Raw genomic sequence first — 19,656 nt, forward strand, 5'->3', positions numbered from 1 at the left:
TCTCCAGCGACTCCATCGAATTGTTTGCCCGCGGCAAGAACCTGGCTGCCAGCGTGACCTTTGCCCATTCCCTCGAGCGGCCAGAGGCCCTGAGTGAACGCGAAGCACCGATCTACTTCCGTTTGGATCTCCTTCTCTGATTTCGTAGTTTTTATTGAGGCTTTCGACATGGACGTTCGACAACTCGCCTTCCTGGCCCACCAGCCCTCCGCCACTCTGCAAGCGCGAGACTCGTTCTGGGGCCTGTCAAAACGCGGCTTGGCGTTCATCCTCGCCAACGTGATGTTCTGGCAGCCCGTGGTGGCCATGGCCGACGGCATCGTGGTCAACGGTGGCGGCACCACCCTCGGCCAGGCCGGTAATGGCGTGCCCATCGTCAACATTGCCACGCCTAACGGCAGTGGCCTGTCGCATAACCAATTCAGCGACTACAACGTTGGCCAGCAGGGCGTCATTCTCAACAACGCCACCAACCGTACCCAGCAAACCCAGCTTGGCGGGATCATCCTCGGCAACCCCAACCTGGGCGGTCGGGCGGCCAACATAATCCTCAACGAGGTCAACGGCGGCAGCCCCAGCCAGCTCAAGGGCTACACCGAAGTGGCCGGGCAGTCAGCCCATGTGATCGTTGCCAACCCTTATGGCGTGACCTGCAATGGCTGCGGCTTTATCAACACCCCGAAGGCCACCCTGACCACCGGCAAGCCGGTGATCGAGAACGGCCAGCTCCAGCGTTATCAGGTGGACCAGGGCAGCGTCGCCATCGAAGGCGCGGGGCTGAACGCGAACAATATCGACCAGTTCGAAATCATCACCCGCAGCGCCAGGATCAATGCCGAGATTCAGGCCAAGCACCTGGCGGTGATCGCCGGGGCCAACGACGTTGACGCCAAAACCCTCAAGGCTACGGCGCGGACAGCAAACCCTGCGGATGCACCGCAACTGGCCATCGACAGCAGCGCCCTGGGCGGCATGTACGCTGGGGCTATCAAGTTGGTGGGCACCGAAGCTGGGGTCGGGGTGAAACTCGACGGCAAGATGATCGCCAGCGGTGGCGATATCCAACTCGACGCCAATGGCCAGTTGCGCATGGCCGAGGCGAGCGCCGAGAAAGGTGCGGTGGCGATCAAGGCCCAAAGCCTCGACGCCCAGGGCGCGGTGTACGCGGGGACCGATCTCAAGGTGCAGACCCAGGGCGACCTGAACAACCACAGCACCTTGGCAGCGGCCAACAGCGTCAACCTCAGCAGCAGCGGGCAACTGAACAACCACGGGATCATCGAAGCCGGGGTCAACTTCGACAACAGCCGCAACCCGAATGGCGATGTCACGCTGAGCGCGCAGACCCTCAACAACAGCGGCAAGAGCGTGGTGGCCAGTCGTGATCTGACGGTTACGGCCAAGCAGACCCTGAACAACCAGGGCGGCACCCTGAGCGGGCAACGCCAGGTGACGGTCAGCGCCGGGACCCTGGATAACCAGAACAAGGGCCGGGTGCTGAGCAGCGGTAGCACCGATCTCACGGCCAGCCAACTGATCAATGCTCAGGGTGGGCTGATCAACAGCAGCGCCAATCTCACAGCCCAGGTGGGCCAGTTGAACAACCAGGGTGGCGAGCTTTCCAGTCTCGGCAACCTGACCCTGCAAGTGACCACCCTGGACAACGTGGCCGGTCTGGCATCCGCTGGCAAGCACCTGAGCCTGACTGCCGCCGGCGCGATCAATAACCGTGGTGGCCAGCTCATCAGTTTGCAAACCCTGGACCTCAAGGCTGGGCAGGTAGACAACAGCAACGCTGGCCGCATCGCCAGCAACCAGGCACTGACGGCCAACGTCACCGGCCTGGACCAGCGCAACGGCGGGCGCCTGACCAGTGTTACCGAGTTGGCTTTGGACCTGAACCAGGGCCACCTGAACAACCAGGGCGGCTTGATCAACGGGCCTCAACTGACGCTGAAAAACCTCGATAGCGTGGACAACCAGCGGGGCGAAATTTCCAGCGTCCAGGCTTTCACCTTGATGGCTCGAAGCCTGGAAAACAGCCACGGCAAACTGCTCGGCAACCAGGCACTGACCCTGCGCCTGGATCAGGCGCTGAGCAATATCGGCGGCCTGATTTCCGCCAGAGGCCTGGATCTCGGCGCGGCAACCCTGGATAACCGCGACGGCATCGTTACTAGCCGAGGTGACTTGGCCTTGAGCCTGAGCGGCTCGGCGAACAACCATGGCGGCGAACTTTCCAGCTTCGGCGCCACCACGCTCAAGGGCGTGAGCCTGGATAACCGCGACGGTCAGGTCAGTGGTGACCAGGCGTTGCACATCGAGCTGAGCGCAGCACTGAACAACCAGAATGGTGTGCTGGGCTCCGGCAATAATCTGCACCTCAAGGCCGCCAGTCTGGACAACAGTCACCAAGGCAGCCTGGTCAGCGATGACCGACTGACAGCCCGCATCGACGGGCTGCTGGATAACCAGCAGCAGGGCGAAATCAGTGCCAAGGGGGTGATCGATCTGCAAGCCGGTAGCGTGGACAACCGCAACGGCAGCCTGACCGGCAAGGACCTGTTGACCCTGCGCGCCGACTCCCTGGACAACCGCGCCGGCAAAGTGCGCGCGGACCAGGCGCTGCAACTCGAGGTCGGTCGGCTCGACAACCGTCAACAGGGCCTGCTCAGCAGCCTGGCGGCGCTCAACTTCAATGGCTCGCACCTGGACAATCGTGGCGGCTTGCTGAGCGCCGCAGGCCCCGTGCGCCTGGACGCCGCCAGCCTGGACAACAGTGGCGGGCGCATCTCCAGCAAGAGCGGCTTGATTGCCCAGGTGAGCCAACTGACCAACCAGCGCGGCGAGCTGGTGGCTCAAGGTGACCTGAACCTGGGCGGTGCCCAGTTGGATAACCGTGATGGCGGCCTGGTAGGCAGCACAAAAGCGCTGACACTCGAGGTGGCCGACGTCGACAACCGCGGTGGGGAAATCTCCAGTGCCGAAGGACTGACCCTTCAGGGCACACGCCTGGACAACAGCGACAACGGCAAGATGCTTGCCGGTACCGACCTGGGCCTGAAGGTGGCGCAGGTCATCAACCAGAATCAAGGCCTGCTGTTTGGCAAAGGCAGGGTTGCACTCACTGGCCAAAGCCTGGACAACCGCCAGGGCCGCCTGGTGGCCCAACAGGGGCTGGATATTCGCCTGGACAATGCCCTGAGCAACCTGCAGGGGCTGATCAGCAGCGAAGGCCTGTTGGTGGCCCAAGTCGGCAGCCTGGACAACCGCGGCGGTAAACTCTCCAGCGCCGCTGCCTTGACCCTGACCAGCGCTGGCGCGTTGCTCAACCGCAATGCTTCTATCACCACCGACGGTGAACTCAGTATCACCAGCCACAGCCTGGACAACAGCCAGGGTGGCTTGCTCAGCAGCAAGGGGGCGGCCCGGGTCAGCACCGGGGCTTTCGACAACACCCAGAGTGCGCGGCTGATCAGCGGCGATAGCCTCGATCTCAAAGCGGCCCAGGTCAACAATGGCCAGGGCAGCCGGATCGCCAGTGAAAAGGCCCTGACCGCCAGCGTCGACGGCCTCGACCAACAAGGTGGCGAACTGTTCAGCAAGAGCGCCCTGACCCTGGATCTGAACCAGGGGCAGCTGACGAACCATAACGGCCTGATCAATGTGCCGCTGCTGGTGCTGAAAAACCTGGCCGAGGTCAACAACCAGGGCGGTGAAATATCCAGTGCCCAGGCTTTCACCCTGGCCGCTCGCAACCTGGACAACCGCAGCGGCAAGCTGATCAGTCAGCAGGGCCTGACTCTGCGTATCGATCAGGCGCTGAACAACCTCAAGGGTCTGGTTTCGGCCAGGACTCTGGATCTGCACAGCAATCGCCTGGACAACAGTGAGGGGCTGATCAGCAGCCTGGGTGCCCAGACCCTGCGTGTCGACGGCCAGTTGGCCAACCAGCAAGGCACAGTGATAGCTGATGAACAGCTGAGCCTGACGGTGGGCGCCTTGGACAACAGCCAAGGGCAGATTTCCGGCAAGACCGATGTCCAGGCCAAGGTGGCTGTCTTGGACAACCAGGGCGGACAGCTCATTGCTGCCCAGCGCCTGGAGCTGGTCGCCGACAGCCTTGATAACCGCCAGGGCGGCCTGGTCGGTGCCAGCCAGGGGCTGCAGCTCAACATTGCGGCGATCGATAACCGCGGCGGCGAACTGTCAAGCAAGAGCAATGTGAGCTTGGACGGCATGAGCCTGGATAACAGCGTCGGCGGCAAGGTATTGGCCGAAGGCCGCCTGGACGTTGGCGTGGCCCAGGTGATCAACCGTAGCAAAGGCCTGCTCTCGGGCAAGGCCGGCTTGACCCTCGTTGGCAACAGCCTGGACAACAACGGCGGAACGCTGTTGACCCAGCAAGACCTCAAGGCTCAGTTGCAGGGTAACCTGGATAACCGCCAGGGCCTGCTCAGCGCCGAAGGCAAGCTCGGGCTCAAGGGCGCAGAGCTGGACAACAGCGGCGGCAGTGTTTCCAGTGCCGGCGCCATGACCCTGGAGTACCGCGGCGCGCTGCTCAACCAGGGTGGGGAGGTCGTCACCGATGGCGCGCTGCTGCTCAACAGCGCCCGCCTGGATAACCGCAACCTGGGCAACATCAGCGCCAAGGCCGCCGCCAGTGTCCACACCGGGGCCTTGGACAACAGCCACCAAGGCCGACTGAGCAGTGGCGATAGCCTGAACCTCAGTAGCGCCCAATTGACCAACCAGGACGGCGGCCGGATCGCCAGCGATGGTGCCTTGACCGCCAGTGTCAGCGGCCTTGACCAGCAGGGCGGCCAACTGTTCAGCAACACCTCCCTGACCCTGGACCTCAACCAGGGGCAACTGAACAATCAACAGGGGCTGATCAACACCCCGCTGCTGATGCTCAAGAACCTCAAGGGCGTGAACAACCAGGGCGGTGAAATCTCCTCGGCCCAAGCCTTCGCCATGGTCGCTGAAAGCCTCGACAACAGCCGTGGCAAGGTCCTGAGCAACCAGGTCCTGACCCTGCGGATCGACCAGGCCTTGAGCAACCTCAAGGGCCTGATCGCGGCTTCGGCCCTCGACGTGCAGGCGACCAGCCTGGACAACACGGGCGGCACCCTGACCAGCCGCGCGGGCCTCGACTTGCAATTGACCGGAGCACTGAACAACAGCCAGCAAGGCCTGATCAGTGCCGTCAACACACTGAACATCGGCAGCAGCGCCGTGGATAACCAGGGCGGCTCGCTGCAGGGCGGCGCCATCGCCGTGGATCTGGGGAGCGCCACTGGCGACCTGAATAACAACGGTGGCTTGATCAGTACCGACGGCCCACTGACCATTGCTCACCTGCGTGACCTGAGTAACCGCGGCGGTGAAATCTCCAGCGGCCAGAGCCTGGACCTGGTGGCACGCGCCCTGGACAACAGCGCCGGCAAGCTGATCAGCAATCAGCAACTGCGCCTCAAGGCCCAGAGCCTGTTTAACCAGGGCGGCCTGGTCTCGGGCTGGCAAGGCCTGAGTACCAACCTGGGCAGCCTGGACAACCGCAACCTGGGTACGTTGTCCAGCCGCAGTGGTGGGGTCAATGTGCAGGTCAGCGGTGACCTGCTCAACAGCGGTGCCGGTGCTCTGGTCAGCCAGCAGGCACTGACCGTGGCCGCTGCCAACCTGGATAACAGCAGCGGCGGCATCCTCTCCAGTGCTGCTGAACAGACCCTCAGCGTCAGCGGCCTGCTGAACAACGCCCAAGGTGGCCTGATCGACAGCGGCGCGGCCTTGACCCTGCAAGCTATGACCCTGGGCAACGCCGCTGGCACGATCAGCGCGCAACAGCTCCTGGAGCTTCGCGCCGCGAGCCTGGACAACCGCGGCGGCAGCCTGGTGGGCAATGCCGCGCTGACCCTGAACCTGCTGGGCGCCCTGAACAATAGCAACGGCAAGCTGGCCAGTGGTGGCCCACTGCGCATCGAACATGCCACCGTGATTGACAACCAGGGCGGGCAGATCGCCAGCCAGGGCCTGCTGAACCTGTTGGCCGGTACCCTGGACAACCGTCAGCGCGGTACCGTCGCGGCCAACGAGCAGCTCGACCTACAGCTCGACGGCGTCCTGCAAAACAGCGGCGACGGCCTGATCTACAGCCAGCGCGGCGACCTGCGAGTCCAGGCCGCCAGCCTCGTCAACGCTAACGGTACTTTGCAAAGTCAGGGCAACCTGAGCCTTACCACTGGCGATATCGACAACCAGAGCGGGCGTATCCTGGCCAAGAACGGCGACCTGAATATCGGCGCCGGCACCCTGGACAACCGTGGCGGCGTGCTCTCTAGCCTGCAAGGTGCGATGACCGCCGACCTTCGTGGCGTGCTGAAAAACGGCTATGACCTGAACAACAACCGCCAGGGCGGCGTGACCCAGGCCCAGCGCTTGAACCTCAAGGCCCTGGCCGGCATCGACAATTACGGTGGACGGATTTCCGCGCAAAGCGGCGACGCGCTGATCACCAGCGGCGACTTCGACAACCGCAACGGCGGCCTCTATGCCAAGGGCCTGGTCAAGGTCAGCGGCGGCAACTTCGATAACAGCGGTGACAACGACGGACAGATCGCTGGTCAGCGCATCGACCTCGACCTGAGCGGCGCCCTGAACAACCGCCTGGGCATTATCGAAAGCGACAGCACACTGGCGATCAAGGCTGCCAGCCTCGATAACCAGACTGGCCAACTGCGCGCCCTGGGCAGCAGCGGCAGCACCCGCTTCGAGATCGGCGGGCAGTTCGACAACCGCAACGGCACCCTGGAAAGCGCCAACAGCGACCTGAGCCTGGGGGTTGGCAACTTCCTCAACGGTGGCGGCAACCTGCTGCATGTGGGCCGTGGCACCTTCGACATTTCCACCGCCAATGTCACTGGCGCCGGTGGCAGTATCGTCACTCGTGGCGGTCTGGCCTTGAATGCCGACAGCTGGAACAACAGCAACGTGATCCAGGCCGGGCGCCTGACGATCAACGTCAATAATTTCAGCCAGACCGCCAGCGGCCAACTGCTGGCGACCGACAGCCTTACCGGCAGCGGTGGCAACTGGAGCAACGAGGGACTGATCGCCAGTGATGGCAGCCTGGGCCTGAGCCTGGGCGGTACCTACTCGGGCAATGGGCGTCTCAGCAGTCGCGGCACCTTGGCCCTCGGTGCGGCCCAGATCAACCTCAATGCCCCGTCCAGCATTGCCGGTGGCGGCGACACCCGCATCAACGTCGCCGGTCAGTTGAACAACGCCGGGCGCCTGACCTCTGGCGCCCAACTGAACCTGAGCGCTGGCGCTGTGAACAACCAGGGCACTCTCGGGGCGGCCCAGGGCCTGACCCTGACCACCGGCGCCCTGCTCAACGACCACGGGCTGGTGTTCAGTGGCGGTGACATGGGCCTGCGGGTCGATAGCCTGACCAACAGCTATGCCGATGTGTACAGCCTCGGCAACCTGACAGTCGACCGTGACGGCCAGGGCACTCTGGCCAGCCGTATCGTCAACAGCTCCGGTTCATTGCAGAGCGATGGCTCCATGAGCCTGGCGGCCAGCACCATTCAGAACGTGCGTGCGGTGCTGAAAACCGACAACCAGGGCATCTACACCGCGCGCATCGGCGAGATCGCCTGTATCAAGGGGGTCAACGCCGGAGACTGCAGCGGCAAGCGCAACCACGTCTGGGAAATCGTCCAGCGCGACAAGTTCGAGGTCACCGAAGCCAGTGCGGCGTCGAGCATCACCTCCGGTGCTCACCTGAATATCAAGGGTGGCGACCTGCTGAACCAGAGCAGCACCATCGCAGCGGCCGGCAATCTTGTAGCCACGGTCAACAACCTGACCAACAGCGGTGTGGAGACCGGTGAAACCGAAACCACTCGGGTGTTCAGGACTCGGCGGACCAAGAATGCCGGCTCCTGGTCCAGCGCTGCCAGCGCCTTCACCAGCAAGTACTGGTTCCAGAGCGGCGGCTACACCCCCAACGACCTCGCTGGTTTGCAAGCGGCGATGAGCCGCTTTATCGGCACGACCGAAAAAGAGTATGCAAACCTCGGCTCGACGCGAAAGCTCTCCGGCGGTGACCAGAGCTACGCCGCAGTAATGCAGGCGGGCGGTGCGGTCAGCATCAACGCCCGCAATGGCATCGATAACAGCGTGGTGCGCCCGGGCTTCACTTACGTCGGCAGCGGTGCGCGCACCAATACCGATGCGGCGGGCACGGCCTTCGCCACCCGCGTCACCCTCAACCAGCAATTGCCGCCGAACCTGGCCCAGCAACAGGTCAACCCGCTGGCGCTGCCCGGCTTCAGCCTGCCCAGCGGGCAGAACGGCCTGTTTCGCCTCAGCGGCCAGGGCGCGAGCACGCCTGCGGCCAGTGGTCCACAGAGCTGGACCATGGGCGGCGCCACCCTGAGCACCGCGCAACGTCAACAAGGGCTGCCCGCGGTTCAGGCGCGAGACATCAACATCGCTGACGCCGCCCAGATCGCGGCCCGCTCGGCGGACTTGAGCACCGCCAACCGCACGGCGGCGCAAGTCGGCACCGATGCCAGCGCGATCAATGCGACCCTGCCCGGTGCCGGTGCTGTTTCGGGCCCGGCATTGCCCGGGCCTTCGGTGGTGAGTGACGGCATCAGCCAGACCGCGGCCCTCAACGCCCAGGCGCCGGCGCCGATCAGCATCGACCGGGTCACCGGCCTGCCGGACAGCAGCGTGCGCAGCAATCCGCACAAGTACCTGATCGAAACCAACCCGGTGCTCACCGACCTCAAGCAATTCATGAGCTCGGACTACCTGCTGTCCAACCTGGGCTACAACCCGGACGACAGCGCCAAGCGCCTGGGAGACGGTTTTTACGAGCAGAAGCTGATCCAGCAGGCGGTGCTGGCCCGCACCGGCCAGCGTTACCTGGACGGCCAGAACACCGACGAGAAGCTGTTCAAGCACCTGATGGACAACGCCATCAAGAGCAAGGATGCGCTCAACCTGGCGGTCGGCGTGACCCTGACCTCGGAGCAGGTCGCGGCCCTGACCCACGATATCGTCTGGCTGGAAAACGCCGAAGTGAACGGCGAGCAGGTGCTGGTGCCGGTGCTCTACTTGGCTCACTCCGACAACCGCCTGGCGCCCAACGGCGCCTTGATCGCCGGTAACGACGTCAACCTGATTGCCGGGCAAGACCTGAACAACGTCGGCACCCTGCGCGCCACCAACAACCTCTCGGCCCAGGCCGGGCAGAACCTGGTCAACAGCGGCCTGGTGGAAGCCGGCAACCGCCTCGACCTACTGGCCGGCAACAACCTGGTGAACAAGGCCGGTGGGATCATCGCCGGGCGTGACGTGACCCTCACCGCCACCCGTGGCGACGTGATCAACGAGCGCACCCTGACCAGCCACCAAAGCAGCAATGGCAGCTACGCCCAGCAGCGCGACTTCGTCGACAACGCCGCCCGGGTGGAAGCGGCCAACAACCTGCTTATCAAGGCCGGGCGCGACGTGAACAACAACGGCGGCGTGCTCACAAGCGGTGCCGACACCAGCCTCAAGGCCGGGCGCGACGTCAACCTGACCTCGGTGGAACAGGTGGTCAGCAATGACCGTGGCGTGCGCAACAACGACCTCAGCGTGACCCAGAGCGGCTCCAGCCTGCAGGCCGGCCGCGACCTGGCCATCAGCGCCGGACGCGACATCAATGTGATTGCCAGCCAGATCGAGGCCAAGCGCGATGTGGCGATGACCGCCACGGACAACCTCAACCTGTCCTCGGCGGCCAACGAGCAGCATTCGTATAGCAAGAGCAAGAAGGTCACCAGCCAGGAGGATCATGTTCAGCAGGTGGCCACCACTGTGGTCGCTGGCGGCAATGTGGCGCTCAAGGCCGGTGCGGATCTTGCGCTGACGGCCAGCCGTGTGACGGCGGGGGATGAGGCTTATCTCTATGCGGGCGGTGATGTGAACCTGAGCGCTGGGCAAAACAGCGACTACAGCTATTACCGCAAGACCAAGACCAGCAGCTCCGGGCTGTCCAGCAGCCAGAAAACGCGGATCGACAGCAGCAGCTCCACCACCCAGCAGGGCTCCTCCGTCAGTGGTGATACGGTGGCCATCCGCGCCGGGCAGGATATTGGCGCGACCGCCAGCGATATTGTCTCCACCCACTCCACGAGCCTGGTCGCGGGGCGCAATATCGAGATCGACAGCGCGACCGAAACCAGCGAAGAAAGCCATTCGACATCGAAGAAAAAGTCCGGCCTGTTGAGCAGTGGCGGGATTGGTTTCACCCTGGGTTCCACCAGCGCCAAGAACACCTCTTCCAGCACCACCGAAAACGCCAGGGCCAGCACCATTGGCAGTGTGCTCGGCAACGTCGATATCCAGGCCGGCAAGGACCTGACCCTGAAAGGTTCCGACGTCATTGCGGGCAAGGACATCAGCCTCGTCGGGCAAAACGTCAGCATCCTCGCGGCGGAAAATCACAACAGGAGCGAGCAAACCTCCAAGACCAAGACCAGCGGCCTGACCCTGGCCCTATCCGGAACCGTCGGCAGTGCCGTCGATGCTGCGTACCAGACCACCAAGCAAGCCAAGGAGGAGGACGATAGCCGCCTCTCTGCCCTGCAAGGCATCAAGGCTGGCCTGACCGGTGTTCAGGCCTGGCAAGCGGCCCAACAGGGCGGCGGGATGAACGGCGATAACATCGGCCAGTTCGTCGGTATCAGCATTTCTCTGGGCTCACAGAAGTCCAGTTCCAAGCAGACTCAGGAGCAGACGGTTAATCAGGGCAGTAGCCTGACCAGCGGCAACAACCTCTCCATCGTGGCTGCCGGCAGTGGTACCGCTGGGGCGGATGGCGATATCCGCGTGCAAGGCAGCCAACTCAAGGCGGGCAATAACGTACTGCTCGCCGCTGAGCGTGACATCCACCTTGAAGCCGCGGCCAACCGGCAAAAGCTTGATGGCAAGAACAGTAGCGGCGGCGGCGCAATTGGCGTCAGCCTGGGCGTGGGCCCCAACGGCGCCGGCCTTAGCATCTTCGCCAATGGCAACAAGGGCGTCGGCAAGGAAAAGGGCACCGGTACCACCTGGACCGAGACCACCCTGGACGCCGGTAACCAAGCGAGCCTGATCAGTGGGCGGGACGCCGCGCTCAAGGGCGCGCAGGTCAATGCGGACAAGATCACGGCCAAAGTCGGGCGCGACCTCACGCTGCAAAGCCTGCAGGACACCGACGACTACAAGTCCAAGCAGAGCAATGTCAGCGGCGGTGCCAGCTTCACGTTCGGCACGATGACGGGTAGCGCTTCGGTCAGCGTCAGCCAGAGCAAGATCGACTCCAAATACCAAAGCGTGCAAGAGCAAACCGGGTTGTTCGCCGGCAAGGGCGGCTATCAGGTTGAAGTGGGCAAGCACACCCAGCTTGATGGCAGCGTCATCGCCAGCACCGCAGAAGCCGACAAAAACCGCCTGAGCACCGGTACCCTGGGCTGGAGCGATCTCAAGAACGAGGCCGAATACAAAAGCCAGATGCAGAGCGCCAGCGTCAGCAGTGGCAACGGCGGTGCCGATGGCTTCACCAGCAACATGCCCAGCGGCATGTTGATCGCCTACAACCACGGCGGCAGCGCCAGCGGCACCACCTCATCGGCAATCTCCAACGGCACCCTGGAGATTCGTGACCCAGGCCAGCAGAAGCAGGACGTCGCCACCCTGAGCCGCGACGTCGAACACGCCAACGGCAGCATCAGCCCGATCTTCGACAAGGAGAAGGAGCAGAAGCGCCTGCGGGAGGTGCAGCTTATCGGCGAGATTGGCACCCAGGTGACGGACATTGTTCGGACCGACGGGCAGTTGAAGGCCGATAAAGCAGCCAGCGATGAACTTGAAAAGAAAGGTATCTATCGACCAGGAAACAATGCCAGCAAAGAGGATGTTGATAACTACCAGAAGCAGCTGATTGCCACTGACGCGTACCAACAGGTCATGGGCAAGTACGGTACGGGTGGTGACTATCAGCGTGCCGCTCAAGCGGTGACTGCTGCCTTGCAAGGCTTGGCGGGGGGTGACATTGGCTCGGCTCTGGCCGGCGCCTCGGCGCCCTACCTGGCGAACATCATCAAGCGCACAGCAGGTGATAACGACGCTGCTCGGATCATGGCGCAAGCGGTACTGGGGGCAGTAGTTGCACAGGTTCAAGGCAACTCGGCTGCTGCCGGCGCGGCGGGTGCCGCCACCGGTGAGCTGATTGCGGCGCAGTTGTATCCGAATCGAAGTCGCGATCAACTGACCGAAGCAGAGAAGCAGACGATCTCGGCGCTCTCGTCATTGGCTGCAGGGTTTGTGGGCGGTGCTGTCGGCGGTGATTTTGCCGGGGCAGTGACTGGCGCCCAATCGGGCAGAAATGCCACAGAGAACAACGAACTGGGCAGTCGCCTGCTAGCAGAAAAGAAGTACAACGACTTTTCCAAGCAGAGCTGTGATGGGCTTCCAGCGGATGTGTGCCGCTCGAACTACAGTCAGAAGCTGATGGCCGAGGGCGGTAATGTTGTCGTAGGTGGCTTGGCGGTTGTGGGAGGCGTCGGCGCCGCAGTAACGCTTGGTCCTGAAATTCTGGCTGCCTGTGTATTCAACCCCGCTCTTTGCACCGAGCTTAGTTTGGTTGGGGCTGAGCTGCCCTTTGGCGCAGCGACGGCTGGTGGTGCGGCGTTGGGTGTGGGCGGGTTTGGTAGTGTTGCGGCTAAGGAGATGGCGGCTGCAGCTGAAGCGGCTGCGGCTGCGCGACATGCTCAGGCTGCAAAGGAGGCTACGGAGACTACAAAGGATACGATTTCTGTATATCGTAAAATGTCTACAGTTGAAGCTGAGGCAACGCTGAGTACGGGAAAATTACAGCCTTCAATTCCTGGAGCAAACTCTAGCAAGTATCTTTCCGAGTCAATTGAGAAAGTAGGGGAGTTTCAGAATAATGGGGTAAAAGATATGGCGCAAACCACCTTGGAATTTATGCTTGATAGATCGGCATATAATTTATTAATGCGCTCTGCAGTTAATCAGGCTGGGTCGAAAGGTGTCGATGCAATAAAGATTAATTTTGAGGGGATTGACCCACTTACAAACTTCAGGAATATAGGGGTTCCGCCTAGTCAGATTGAGTTGTTTAACGATATTATTAAAAGTATTAGACCGGCTGGTAGATGATTATGGATAAGCATGAAGGTAAGGCGGTGAGAGACGCCGTAGTAAAACTACTCTCGCTCGGTAAGATGGATGAGGGTGTTGAGTTGTTTAAAAAGAAATCGAAAGAGATTTCTGAGGTTGTTCGTCTTGAGTGTTCAGGGGATATAAGTTTTTATCGCCGGGATTTTGTTGAGGCTGCTAAGTTTTACGAAGCCGCAATATCGTTGTCGCCTGATCACGTGATACCTCGTTATTACTATATAGCAGGCGTCCAAAATGAAAGGGCTGGAAACTTTGTTGATGCATTTAAATATTATCAGGCAGCAATTGACTTCGATCCTGGTTTTGTTGATGCCTATGTAGAGTTAGGTGCTTTGTTAGTAAAGGTTGGAGACTATGAAGGAGCTTTACAATGTTATGAGGATGCGCTGCGATTGGAGGAAAAAGAGCTAGTGAATTACGTCAATTTGAGAGCGGTTTTGATCAAATTGAGTGAGGCTAATCCTGGGCGATATGAAGAAAAACTCAGGGCTGCTAATTTGGGCTACGAGAAAATTATGCGTGAAGGAGGTTCGCGGTCACTACCAGATGGGCGGAGTTGGTAAGCACACATAAGATTTATGGATATGAGGTTATGTGCTTTGTCCAGCTGTGAATTTTGAATAAGATTGTGTGTTGTTTTGCTAAATTTGCGAGTTGCATATATAAAATATTTACTCCTGATAAGCCATAATTAAGAAGTTCGATTCTATGTTGTGTGAACGATGTGGAGAGGGGCTGGAAATTCTCAGTGAGAATGGCACTCAAGGGCTAAGATGCCCTGAGTGCGGTTGGTCTGTAGTGACGAAAAACATTTCAGGTATTAAGGTTGATGAAACAAAATATGAGGTTAGGTGTGGTGGTGACTATAAGAATAAAGATCACATAAAAGCAGTGTCTGAGGTGATGGGCTGTAATTTTATAATGTCTAGAGAGATTCTAAAGAAAGATCTCTCTCTAGTGTTTGTCGGACAAGCTGTGGACGTGTTACGAGTTAAGGGTGTTCTTGTTTCTGTTGGGGTTTATTTTGCTGTTAGTCCTCAGTTTAAATGGGGTTGATTAAGTACTGGTTAGGTTTTGATTTTAGTTTGGGTCTTCGGCGAGTATTTGATTTCGCTTTATGATGGCTTTGGTTTGTTGGTCAAGACCCTTCTTCAAGCACTTACCCCCCCCCCCGTTATGCAGTGAGCGAGTTTTCCTTTGAGGGTGTTTTGACTCCTACGGGTGATCCATTTGAGATGGCGCAGGCCTATGCTTGCACGGGCAAGCAGGGTCGCTTGCCCAGCAATGAGGTTATTGAGATGCAGGGCTATGCCAACGAAGAGTTAGACCAGATTGAGAGGTTGTATGACATTCGTATCAGCGGCCAGCTAAAGTCATTCCTGCTTGAAATGGGACGAAGTGATGGCGGATTGATCGGAGACTCATTCATCCAGCTTTATCGCCCTTCTTGGCGAGTACGGGCGCATTTACTCTTTCAAGTCGACTTCTTTAATCAGATGCAAGAAACCGGGCACTATGAGTTCCTGAACAAGCCCTTTGTCTTGGCCTGGATTTCAGAGACTCAATACTATTTTGTTCAGACTTCGCTCGCTGATGATGCGATTTATCATTACGACTCAAACGTAGAGTGTGTTGTAAAAACCGAGTGGGACCTGTGTGGTTTCTTGAGAATGCTGGCACATGAAAACGACGGCGATACCAAAGCGGTTGTTGGCGATCTGTTGGCGATTTGAGCCGGGAGAGGGCACAGAGAACAAGGGGTGTGTACCTGTGCTGCGCCTTGGGTGCTGGTGGGGCATCTGATCAACGAGTTTGATCAGCCTACGGCTGGATACTCCCGCTCCTGGGGAAGCAGGCTGTAAGCCTTTTCCAGATCCCCTTCCTCAATCAGTCGATGAATCGAGTGCGCCAGGGGCGTGACATCAGTAATGCGCTTGATCCACTGGTTCACATACAACGCCACGGCCTCCTTGCTCAGGCCGATCTGGATCGCGCGGTGTTCCTGTGGCCGCAAGTACAGATCGCGCTCGGGGTCCCACTGGATCCGTACCGGCGACTGGTCTTTCAACTGCAACCATTCTTCCTTGCTCACGGACTCGTCGGCATGGCTCAGGCAGCCGTTGGCCAGGGCCCATTCGAAGCCTTCGCGGCTGATGTCGATGGCCAGGATGCGCGCTTGTCCGGCGTCCTTAAAACCCCAGCCGGCGCGGTACATCATCCAAAGGAAGGACGGCTTTATCCAGGTCATGCGCTCCATCTTGAAGGGTGGGGAAACGAAGGTGCCGTGGGCCAGGGCGGCGTCGGCAATGCTGTCGGAATAGGCCTGGTAGACGCGGATGGTGTCGGCGTCGTAGAGCGCGCGGATCTGGCGCTGGGGGATTTCTGTTGCGGGTTTATGCATGGCATTTCCTTATGAAGAATGGGCGGCCGGGAAGCCGCCCTGGGGTGTTTAGAGTTCGGCCTGCGGTTGCAGGCGCCGTGATGTTACATCCAGCAGATCACAGCCATCGCGCAGCAGGATGCTGCACACCAGGGTCAGTTCCTGCAGTACCACCGGTTCGCTGCGCAGGGTCTCGGCGGCGAAGTTCTCCAGCAGTTGGGTCGCGGCGCGGATGCGAAAGGCTGCGGCGTCGTGCAGTACATCGATGGGCGCCTGGGTGTCGATCAGCAGGGAAGGAATCAGGCAGTCGTGGCCGGTTATCGGCATGTAGCGGTTCATTGGCACACCTCGTTTGATTGGTAGAAAGCTACCGTTCAATCGTCGCCAAACGAATGGGTGGCAGCTGTACGCAGGTTGGCGAGCCGGAAACGAGTAACCGGCAGACCCGAAGGTCTCCCGCGCACAGCTACCATGAAGCAGCGTTGCGGGTGCAAAAGAGCCTGCAAACAAGCAAACAGCTTTCGCATTCGTTATTCCGGTCGCCAAACCAGGTCGCCATTTGGGCGACGGCCGGACTATAAGCCGCTGACTTCCTGCGGTGCAAGGCAAGCGTGATGGCGTCTTTTCCGAGAGCGCTGTAGGGCTCTTCCTGCACCGCACCGATCCCTTATCGACTGTATTTCCAGGTGTTTATCCAAGGCGATTTTAGCTACCGGTCGGCTAGCCTGTATGTACATTTGTAAATACGGAATTGCTCATGTACGTTGAATGGGACGAGGCCAAGAACCACGCCAACATCCTCAAGCACGGCATCGATTTCAACGATGCGGTGCTGATGTTCCAGCGCCCGGTCCTGTCCTTGCGCGATGAGCGCCTGGACTGTGGCGAGGAGCGCTGGGTCAGCCTCGGCTGGATCAGGACCCTGGTGGGCGTGGTGGTCCATACCGAGCGGCGGGGTCATGCGGTGCGCATCATCTCGGCGCGAAAAGCCACTAAGCGGGAGGCCAAATATTATGTCCAACGGATCGAAAACTGATTGGGATCGCCTGGCGAAAACCGATGACCAGGGCATCGATACCTCGGATATCCCCGAGCTGGATGACGATTTCTTTCGCCGGGCCGAGGTGCACCTGCCAGGCAAGAAAGCCGTGACTATCCGCCTGGATGCCGATGTGCTGGAGTGGTTCAAGGGGCAGGGCGCAGGTTACCAGACGCGGATCAACCAGCTACTGCGCCAGTACATGCAGGCTCACCAAGGCTGAAGGCTTGCTGCGCACGCTTCAAGGAAACGGGCGACGGTGCAGTTGCCCGTTTTCATTTAGAGGGCCATTTGCGTCAGCAGCCAGACCCAGCAGATTGCTCCCATCGCACAGCAGGCGTCAGGGTCGTTTCATGGAACCCACCCGTCCTGCATTTGGCTGAAGACCGGCCTTGATGAACCTCACAAACCGCTACCCGTTATCAACTGCGTGAAAAACCGTTCTTTCCCATTTACAAGCACCCCTGTCCTCAAGCTCAATCAGCCCCCCTGAACCCTTCGAACCGTCATGCTCGTGCGTGCAGGCTATAGTCTTCAGGCCTCCAATGACCTCATCCGCAAAAAGGTGCTTTCGTATGTCTCGCTTTGCCTCCCGCAATACTTGGCTGGCCGCTGGTGCCGTGCTGCTGTGCCTGCAGTTTCCGGTGCAGGCCCAGGAGCGTTTCACCTTGAACATCCCCGGGGTGTCGGATGACCGGCTGTTCACCACCGGCAATGCCAGTGATGCCAAGGGCTGCGGCGGGCACAACAATTCCCCGGCCTTGAGCTGGACCGCAGGCCCCGCCGGGACCTTGAGCTACGCCATCGTCATGCACGATCCGGACGGCGCCAAAGGCCAGGGTGTGGACCATTGGGTGCATTACGGTATCAAGCCCACCACCCGGCAGATCCCGGCCGGTGCCGGCACCAAGCCGAACCTGGAAGGCCTGGCCGGCATCAACAGCCGCAACAGCACCACTTATATGGGGCCGTGCCCGCCGATTGGCGACAGTGCGCACCACTACATCATCCAGATCTTCGCCCTGGACCTGGCCCCCGAAGTGCTGCCCGCCGGGCTGACCCGGGCCCAGTTGCTGGAAAAGATCAATGGCCATGTGTTGCGCAATAGCAGCGTGGTGCGCCGCTACTCCCGTTAAAAAAATATTTCAGGGGGCTTAACCCGAACCGCCAAGGCGTTTCGTCTGAAGGAGGGAATGGATCATTTTTCCCGAGGTCAGCCCCCCATGTCCCTTCCTCTGCATTTCCTTCGCCCGGCCGCCCAGGGTTTTGCCACTGGCTTGCTGTTGGCCGTTGCCGGCTGTGGTGTGTCGTCAAAACCCGAACCCGCCGCTGGCGCCTCGGCCCAGGGCGCACTGCAGGCCTCGCCGCCGGTGCACTACGAGGTGACGCGTGTAGATGCTGCAATGCTCAAGCGCAGTGTGCACACCGTCGCGCTGTCTGCGCCCATGCCTGCTCGGGATTCAATGCTGGCCGGCTACCGTGACGAGCCTCGGGAGCAGTACCAGAAGCTGCCGGACAATTCGATCCACAGTGTCGCCGAGGCGCCGGTGTCGACCTTCAGTGCCGACGTCGATACCGGCGCTTATGCCAACGTCCGCCGCTTGCTCAACCAGGGCAGCCTGCCGCCGGAAGGCGCGGTACGCCTGGAAGAACTGGTCAACTATTTTTCCTACGATTACGCCCTGCCCAGTGACGGTTCGCCCTTCGGTGTGACCACTGAACTGGCACCGTCACCGTGGAATCCCCATACCCGTTTGCTGCGCATCGGCATCAAGGCTTCGGACCGTGCAGTAGCGGACCTGGCTCCAGCCAACCTGGTATTCCTGGTGGACGTATCGGGTTCCATGGACCGTCGCGAAGGCCTGCCCCTGGTGAAGAGCACCCTCAAGCTGTTGGTGGACCAATTGCGCGATCAGGACCGAGTCTCGCTGGTGGTCTACGCCGGTGACTCGCGGGTGGTACTGCAACCCACCTCCGGTCGCGACAAGGCGAAGATCCGCAGCGCTATCGACCAACTCACGGCAGGCGGTTCCACTGCCGGCGCCTCGGGCATTCAGCTGGCCTACCAGATGGCCCAGCAGGGCTTCATCGACAAGGGCATCAATCGCATCCTGCTGGCCACCGACGGTGACTTCAACGTCGGCACCAGCGACTTTGACAGCCTCAAGCAAATGGTTGCCGAGAAGCGTAAAAGTGGCGTGTCCCTGACCACCCTGGGTTTTGGTGTGGATAACTACAACGAACATCTGATGGAGCAATTGGCGGACGCTGGCGACGGCAACTACGCCTATATCGACAACCTGCGTGAAGCGCGCAAGGTGCTGGTGGACCAACTCAGCTCGACCCTGGCGGTGGTGGCCAAGGACGTGAAGCTGCAAGTGGAGTTCAACCCGGCCCAGGTCAGTGAATATCGCCTGCTGGGTTATGAGAACCGTGCACTAAAGCGTGAAGACTTCAGCAATGACAAGGTCGACGCCGGCGAGATTGGTGCTGGGCATACGGTCACTGCGTTGTATGAAATTGTCCCCGCGGGCGAGAAGGGTTGGCTGGAGCCGCTGCGTTTTGGCCAGGCCAAGGCTGCCGAACCGAGCGCCAGGAATGGCGAACTGGCGATGCTGCGGCTGCGTTACAAAGCGCCCGAGGGCGGCAGCAGTCGCCTGATCGAGCGACCAATCACGGCGCAACAGCCGGCTAAACTGGCCGAGGCCAGCACCGACCTGCGCTTTGCCGCCGCGGTGGCTGCGTTCTCTCAGCAACTCAAGGACGGCCGCTACACCGGCAACTTCAGCCTGGCCGATACCGCCAAGCTGGCGCGCGGTGCCAGGGGTGAAGATCCCTATGGCCTGCGAGGCGAGTTCGTGCAGCTGGTGGAGCTGGCGCAAAGTCTGCAAACTCAGGCGCCAAATGCCCAGACTGCGACTCAACCCGTGGACATGAGCCAAGTGCAGAGCCGTTTTGAATAGACCCATGACGAGCAGTGAACAGGAGC

10 protein-coding genes are annotated in these 19,656 nt (G+C 60.4%); 8 read left to right on the forward strand and 2 right to left on the reverse strand.

Features of this window, described 5'->3' with window-relative positions:
• Nucleotides 1-168: 168 nt before the first annotated feature.
• From GV818_RS00005 to GV818_RS00020, 4 genes are all read left to right on the forward strand, one after another.
• A complete protein-coding gene (locus tag GV818_RS00005) occupies nt 169-13,227 on the forward strand; it encodes a hemagglutinin repeat-containing protein (protein ID WP_161775577.1) in 13,059 nt (4,352 codons plus the stop codon).
• A 2-nt stretch (nt 13,228-13,229) separates the two neighbouring features.
• A complete protein-coding gene (locus GV818_RS00010; RefSeq protein ID WP_161753915.1) occupies nt 13,230-13,811 on the forward strand; it encodes a tetratricopeptide repeat protein in 582 nt (193 codons plus the stop codon).
• A gap of 145 nt (nt 13,812-13,956) precedes the next feature.
• Nucleotides 13,957-14,304, forward strand: coding sequence for a hypothetical protein (locus tag GV818_RS00015; protein ID WP_161775578.1), 348 nt, complete (start codon nt 13,957-13,959; stop codon nt 14,302-14,304).
• A 125-nt stretch (nt 14,305-14,429) separates the two neighbouring features.
• A complete protein-coding gene (locus GV818_RS00020; protein ID WP_218579747.1) occupies nt 14,430-14,981 on the forward strand; it encodes an SMI1/KNR4 family protein in 552 nt (183 codons plus the stop codon).
• Nucleotides 14,982-15,064: 83 nt separating this feature from the next.
• On the opposite strand, the gene GV818_RS00025 is transcribed toward GV818_RS00020, so the two are convergent.
• Nucleotides 15,065-15,649, reverse strand: coding sequence for a DUF4291 domain-containing protein (locus GV818_RS00025; RefSeq protein WP_161753919.1), 585 nt, complete (start codon nt 15,647-15,649; stop codon nt 15,065-15,067).
• A gap of 48 nt (nt 15,650-15,697) precedes the next feature.
• Nucleotides 15,698-15,967 carry a hypothetical protein gene (locus GV818_RS00030; RefSeq protein WP_161753921.1) on the reverse strand — a complete coding sequence of 90 codons (270 nt, stop codon included), beginning with the start codon at nt 15,965-15,967 and terminating at the stop codon, nt 15,698-15,700.
• A 418-nt stretch (nt 15,968-16,385) separates the two neighbouring features.
• Here GV818_RS00030 and GV818_RS00035 point away from each other — a divergent pair, with 418 nt between their 5' ends.
• From GV818_RS00035 to GV818_RS00050, 4 genes are all read left to right on the forward strand, one after another.
• The gene (locus GV818_RS00035; protein WP_161753923.1) at nt 16,386-16,664 is read left to right on the forward strand and encodes a BrnT family toxin; all 279 of its coding nucleotides are present in this window, start codon (nt 16,386-16,388) and stop codon (nt 16,662-16,664) included.
• Nucleotides 16,642-16,890: a BrnA antitoxin family protein gene (locus GV818_RS00040; RefSeq protein WP_161753925.1), complete on the forward strand. Its 249-nt coding sequence runs from the start codon at nt 16,642-16,644 to the stop codon at nt 16,888-16,890. The genes GV818_RS00035 and GV818_RS00040 overlap by 23 nt, the downstream gene beginning before the upstream one ends.
• 352 nt (nt 16,891-17,242) lie before the next feature.
• Nucleotides 17,243-17,803, forward strand: coding sequence for a YbhB/YbcL family Raf kinase inhibitor-like protein (locus GV818_RS00045; protein ID WP_161753927.1), 561 nt, complete (start codon nt 17,243-17,245; stop codon nt 17,801-17,803).
• Between the two features lie 87 nt (nt 17,804-17,890).
• The gene (locus tag GV818_RS00050; protein WP_161753929.1) at nt 17,891-19,630 is read left to right on the forward strand and encodes a vWA domain-containing protein; all 1,740 of its coding nucleotides are present in this window, start codon (nt 17,891-17,893) and stop codon (nt 19,628-19,630) included.
• The last annotated feature ends 26 nt before the right edge of the window (nt 19,631-19,656 follow it).

Origin of the sequence: Pseudomonas sp. Fl4BN1 (genome assembly GCF_009908285.1) — a bacterium.
Classification (GTDB): Bacteria; Pseudomonadota; Gammaproteobacteria; order Pseudomonadales; family Pseudomonadaceae; genus Aquipseudomonas.

Excerpts from the sequence above, each read along its gene's own strand:
- GV818_RS00040 (WP_161753925.1), top strand. The coding sequence starts at position 16,642 with ATGTCCAACGGATCGAAAACTGATTGGGATCGCCTGGCGAAAACCGAT.
- GV818_RS00015 (WP_161775578.1), top strand. The coding sequence starts at position 13,957 with ATGTTGTGTGAACGATGTGGAGAGGGGCTGGAAATTCTCAGTGAGAAT.
- GV818_RS00035 (WP_161753923.1), top strand. The coding sequence starts at position 16,386 with ATGTACGTTGAATGGGACGAGGCCAAGAACCACGCCAACATCCTCAAG.
- GV818_RS00050 (WP_161753929.1), top strand. The coding sequence starts at position 17,891 with ATGTCCCTTCCTCTGCATTTCCTTCGCCCGGCCGCCCAGGGTTTTGCC.
- GV818_RS00030 (WP_161753921.1), bottom strand. The coding sequence starts at position 15,967 with ATGAACCGCTACATGCCGATAACCGGCCACGACTGCCTGATTCCTTCC.
- GV818_RS00025 (WP_161753919.1), bottom strand. The coding sequence starts at position 15,649 with ATGCATAAACCCGCAACAGAAATCCCCCAGCGCCAGATCCGCGCGCTC.
- GV818_RS00005 (WP_161775577.1), top strand. The coding sequence starts at position 169 with ATGGACGTTCGACAACTCGCCTTCCTGGCCCACCAGCCCTCCGCCACT.
- GV818_RS00045 (WP_161753927.1), top strand. The coding sequence starts at position 17,243 with ATGTCTCGCTTTGCCTCCCGCAATACTTGGCTGGCCGCTGGTGCCGTG.
- GV818_RS00010 (WP_161753915.1), top strand. The coding sequence starts at position 13,230 with ATGGATAAGCATGAAGGTAAGGCGGTGAGAGACGCCGTAGTAAAACTA.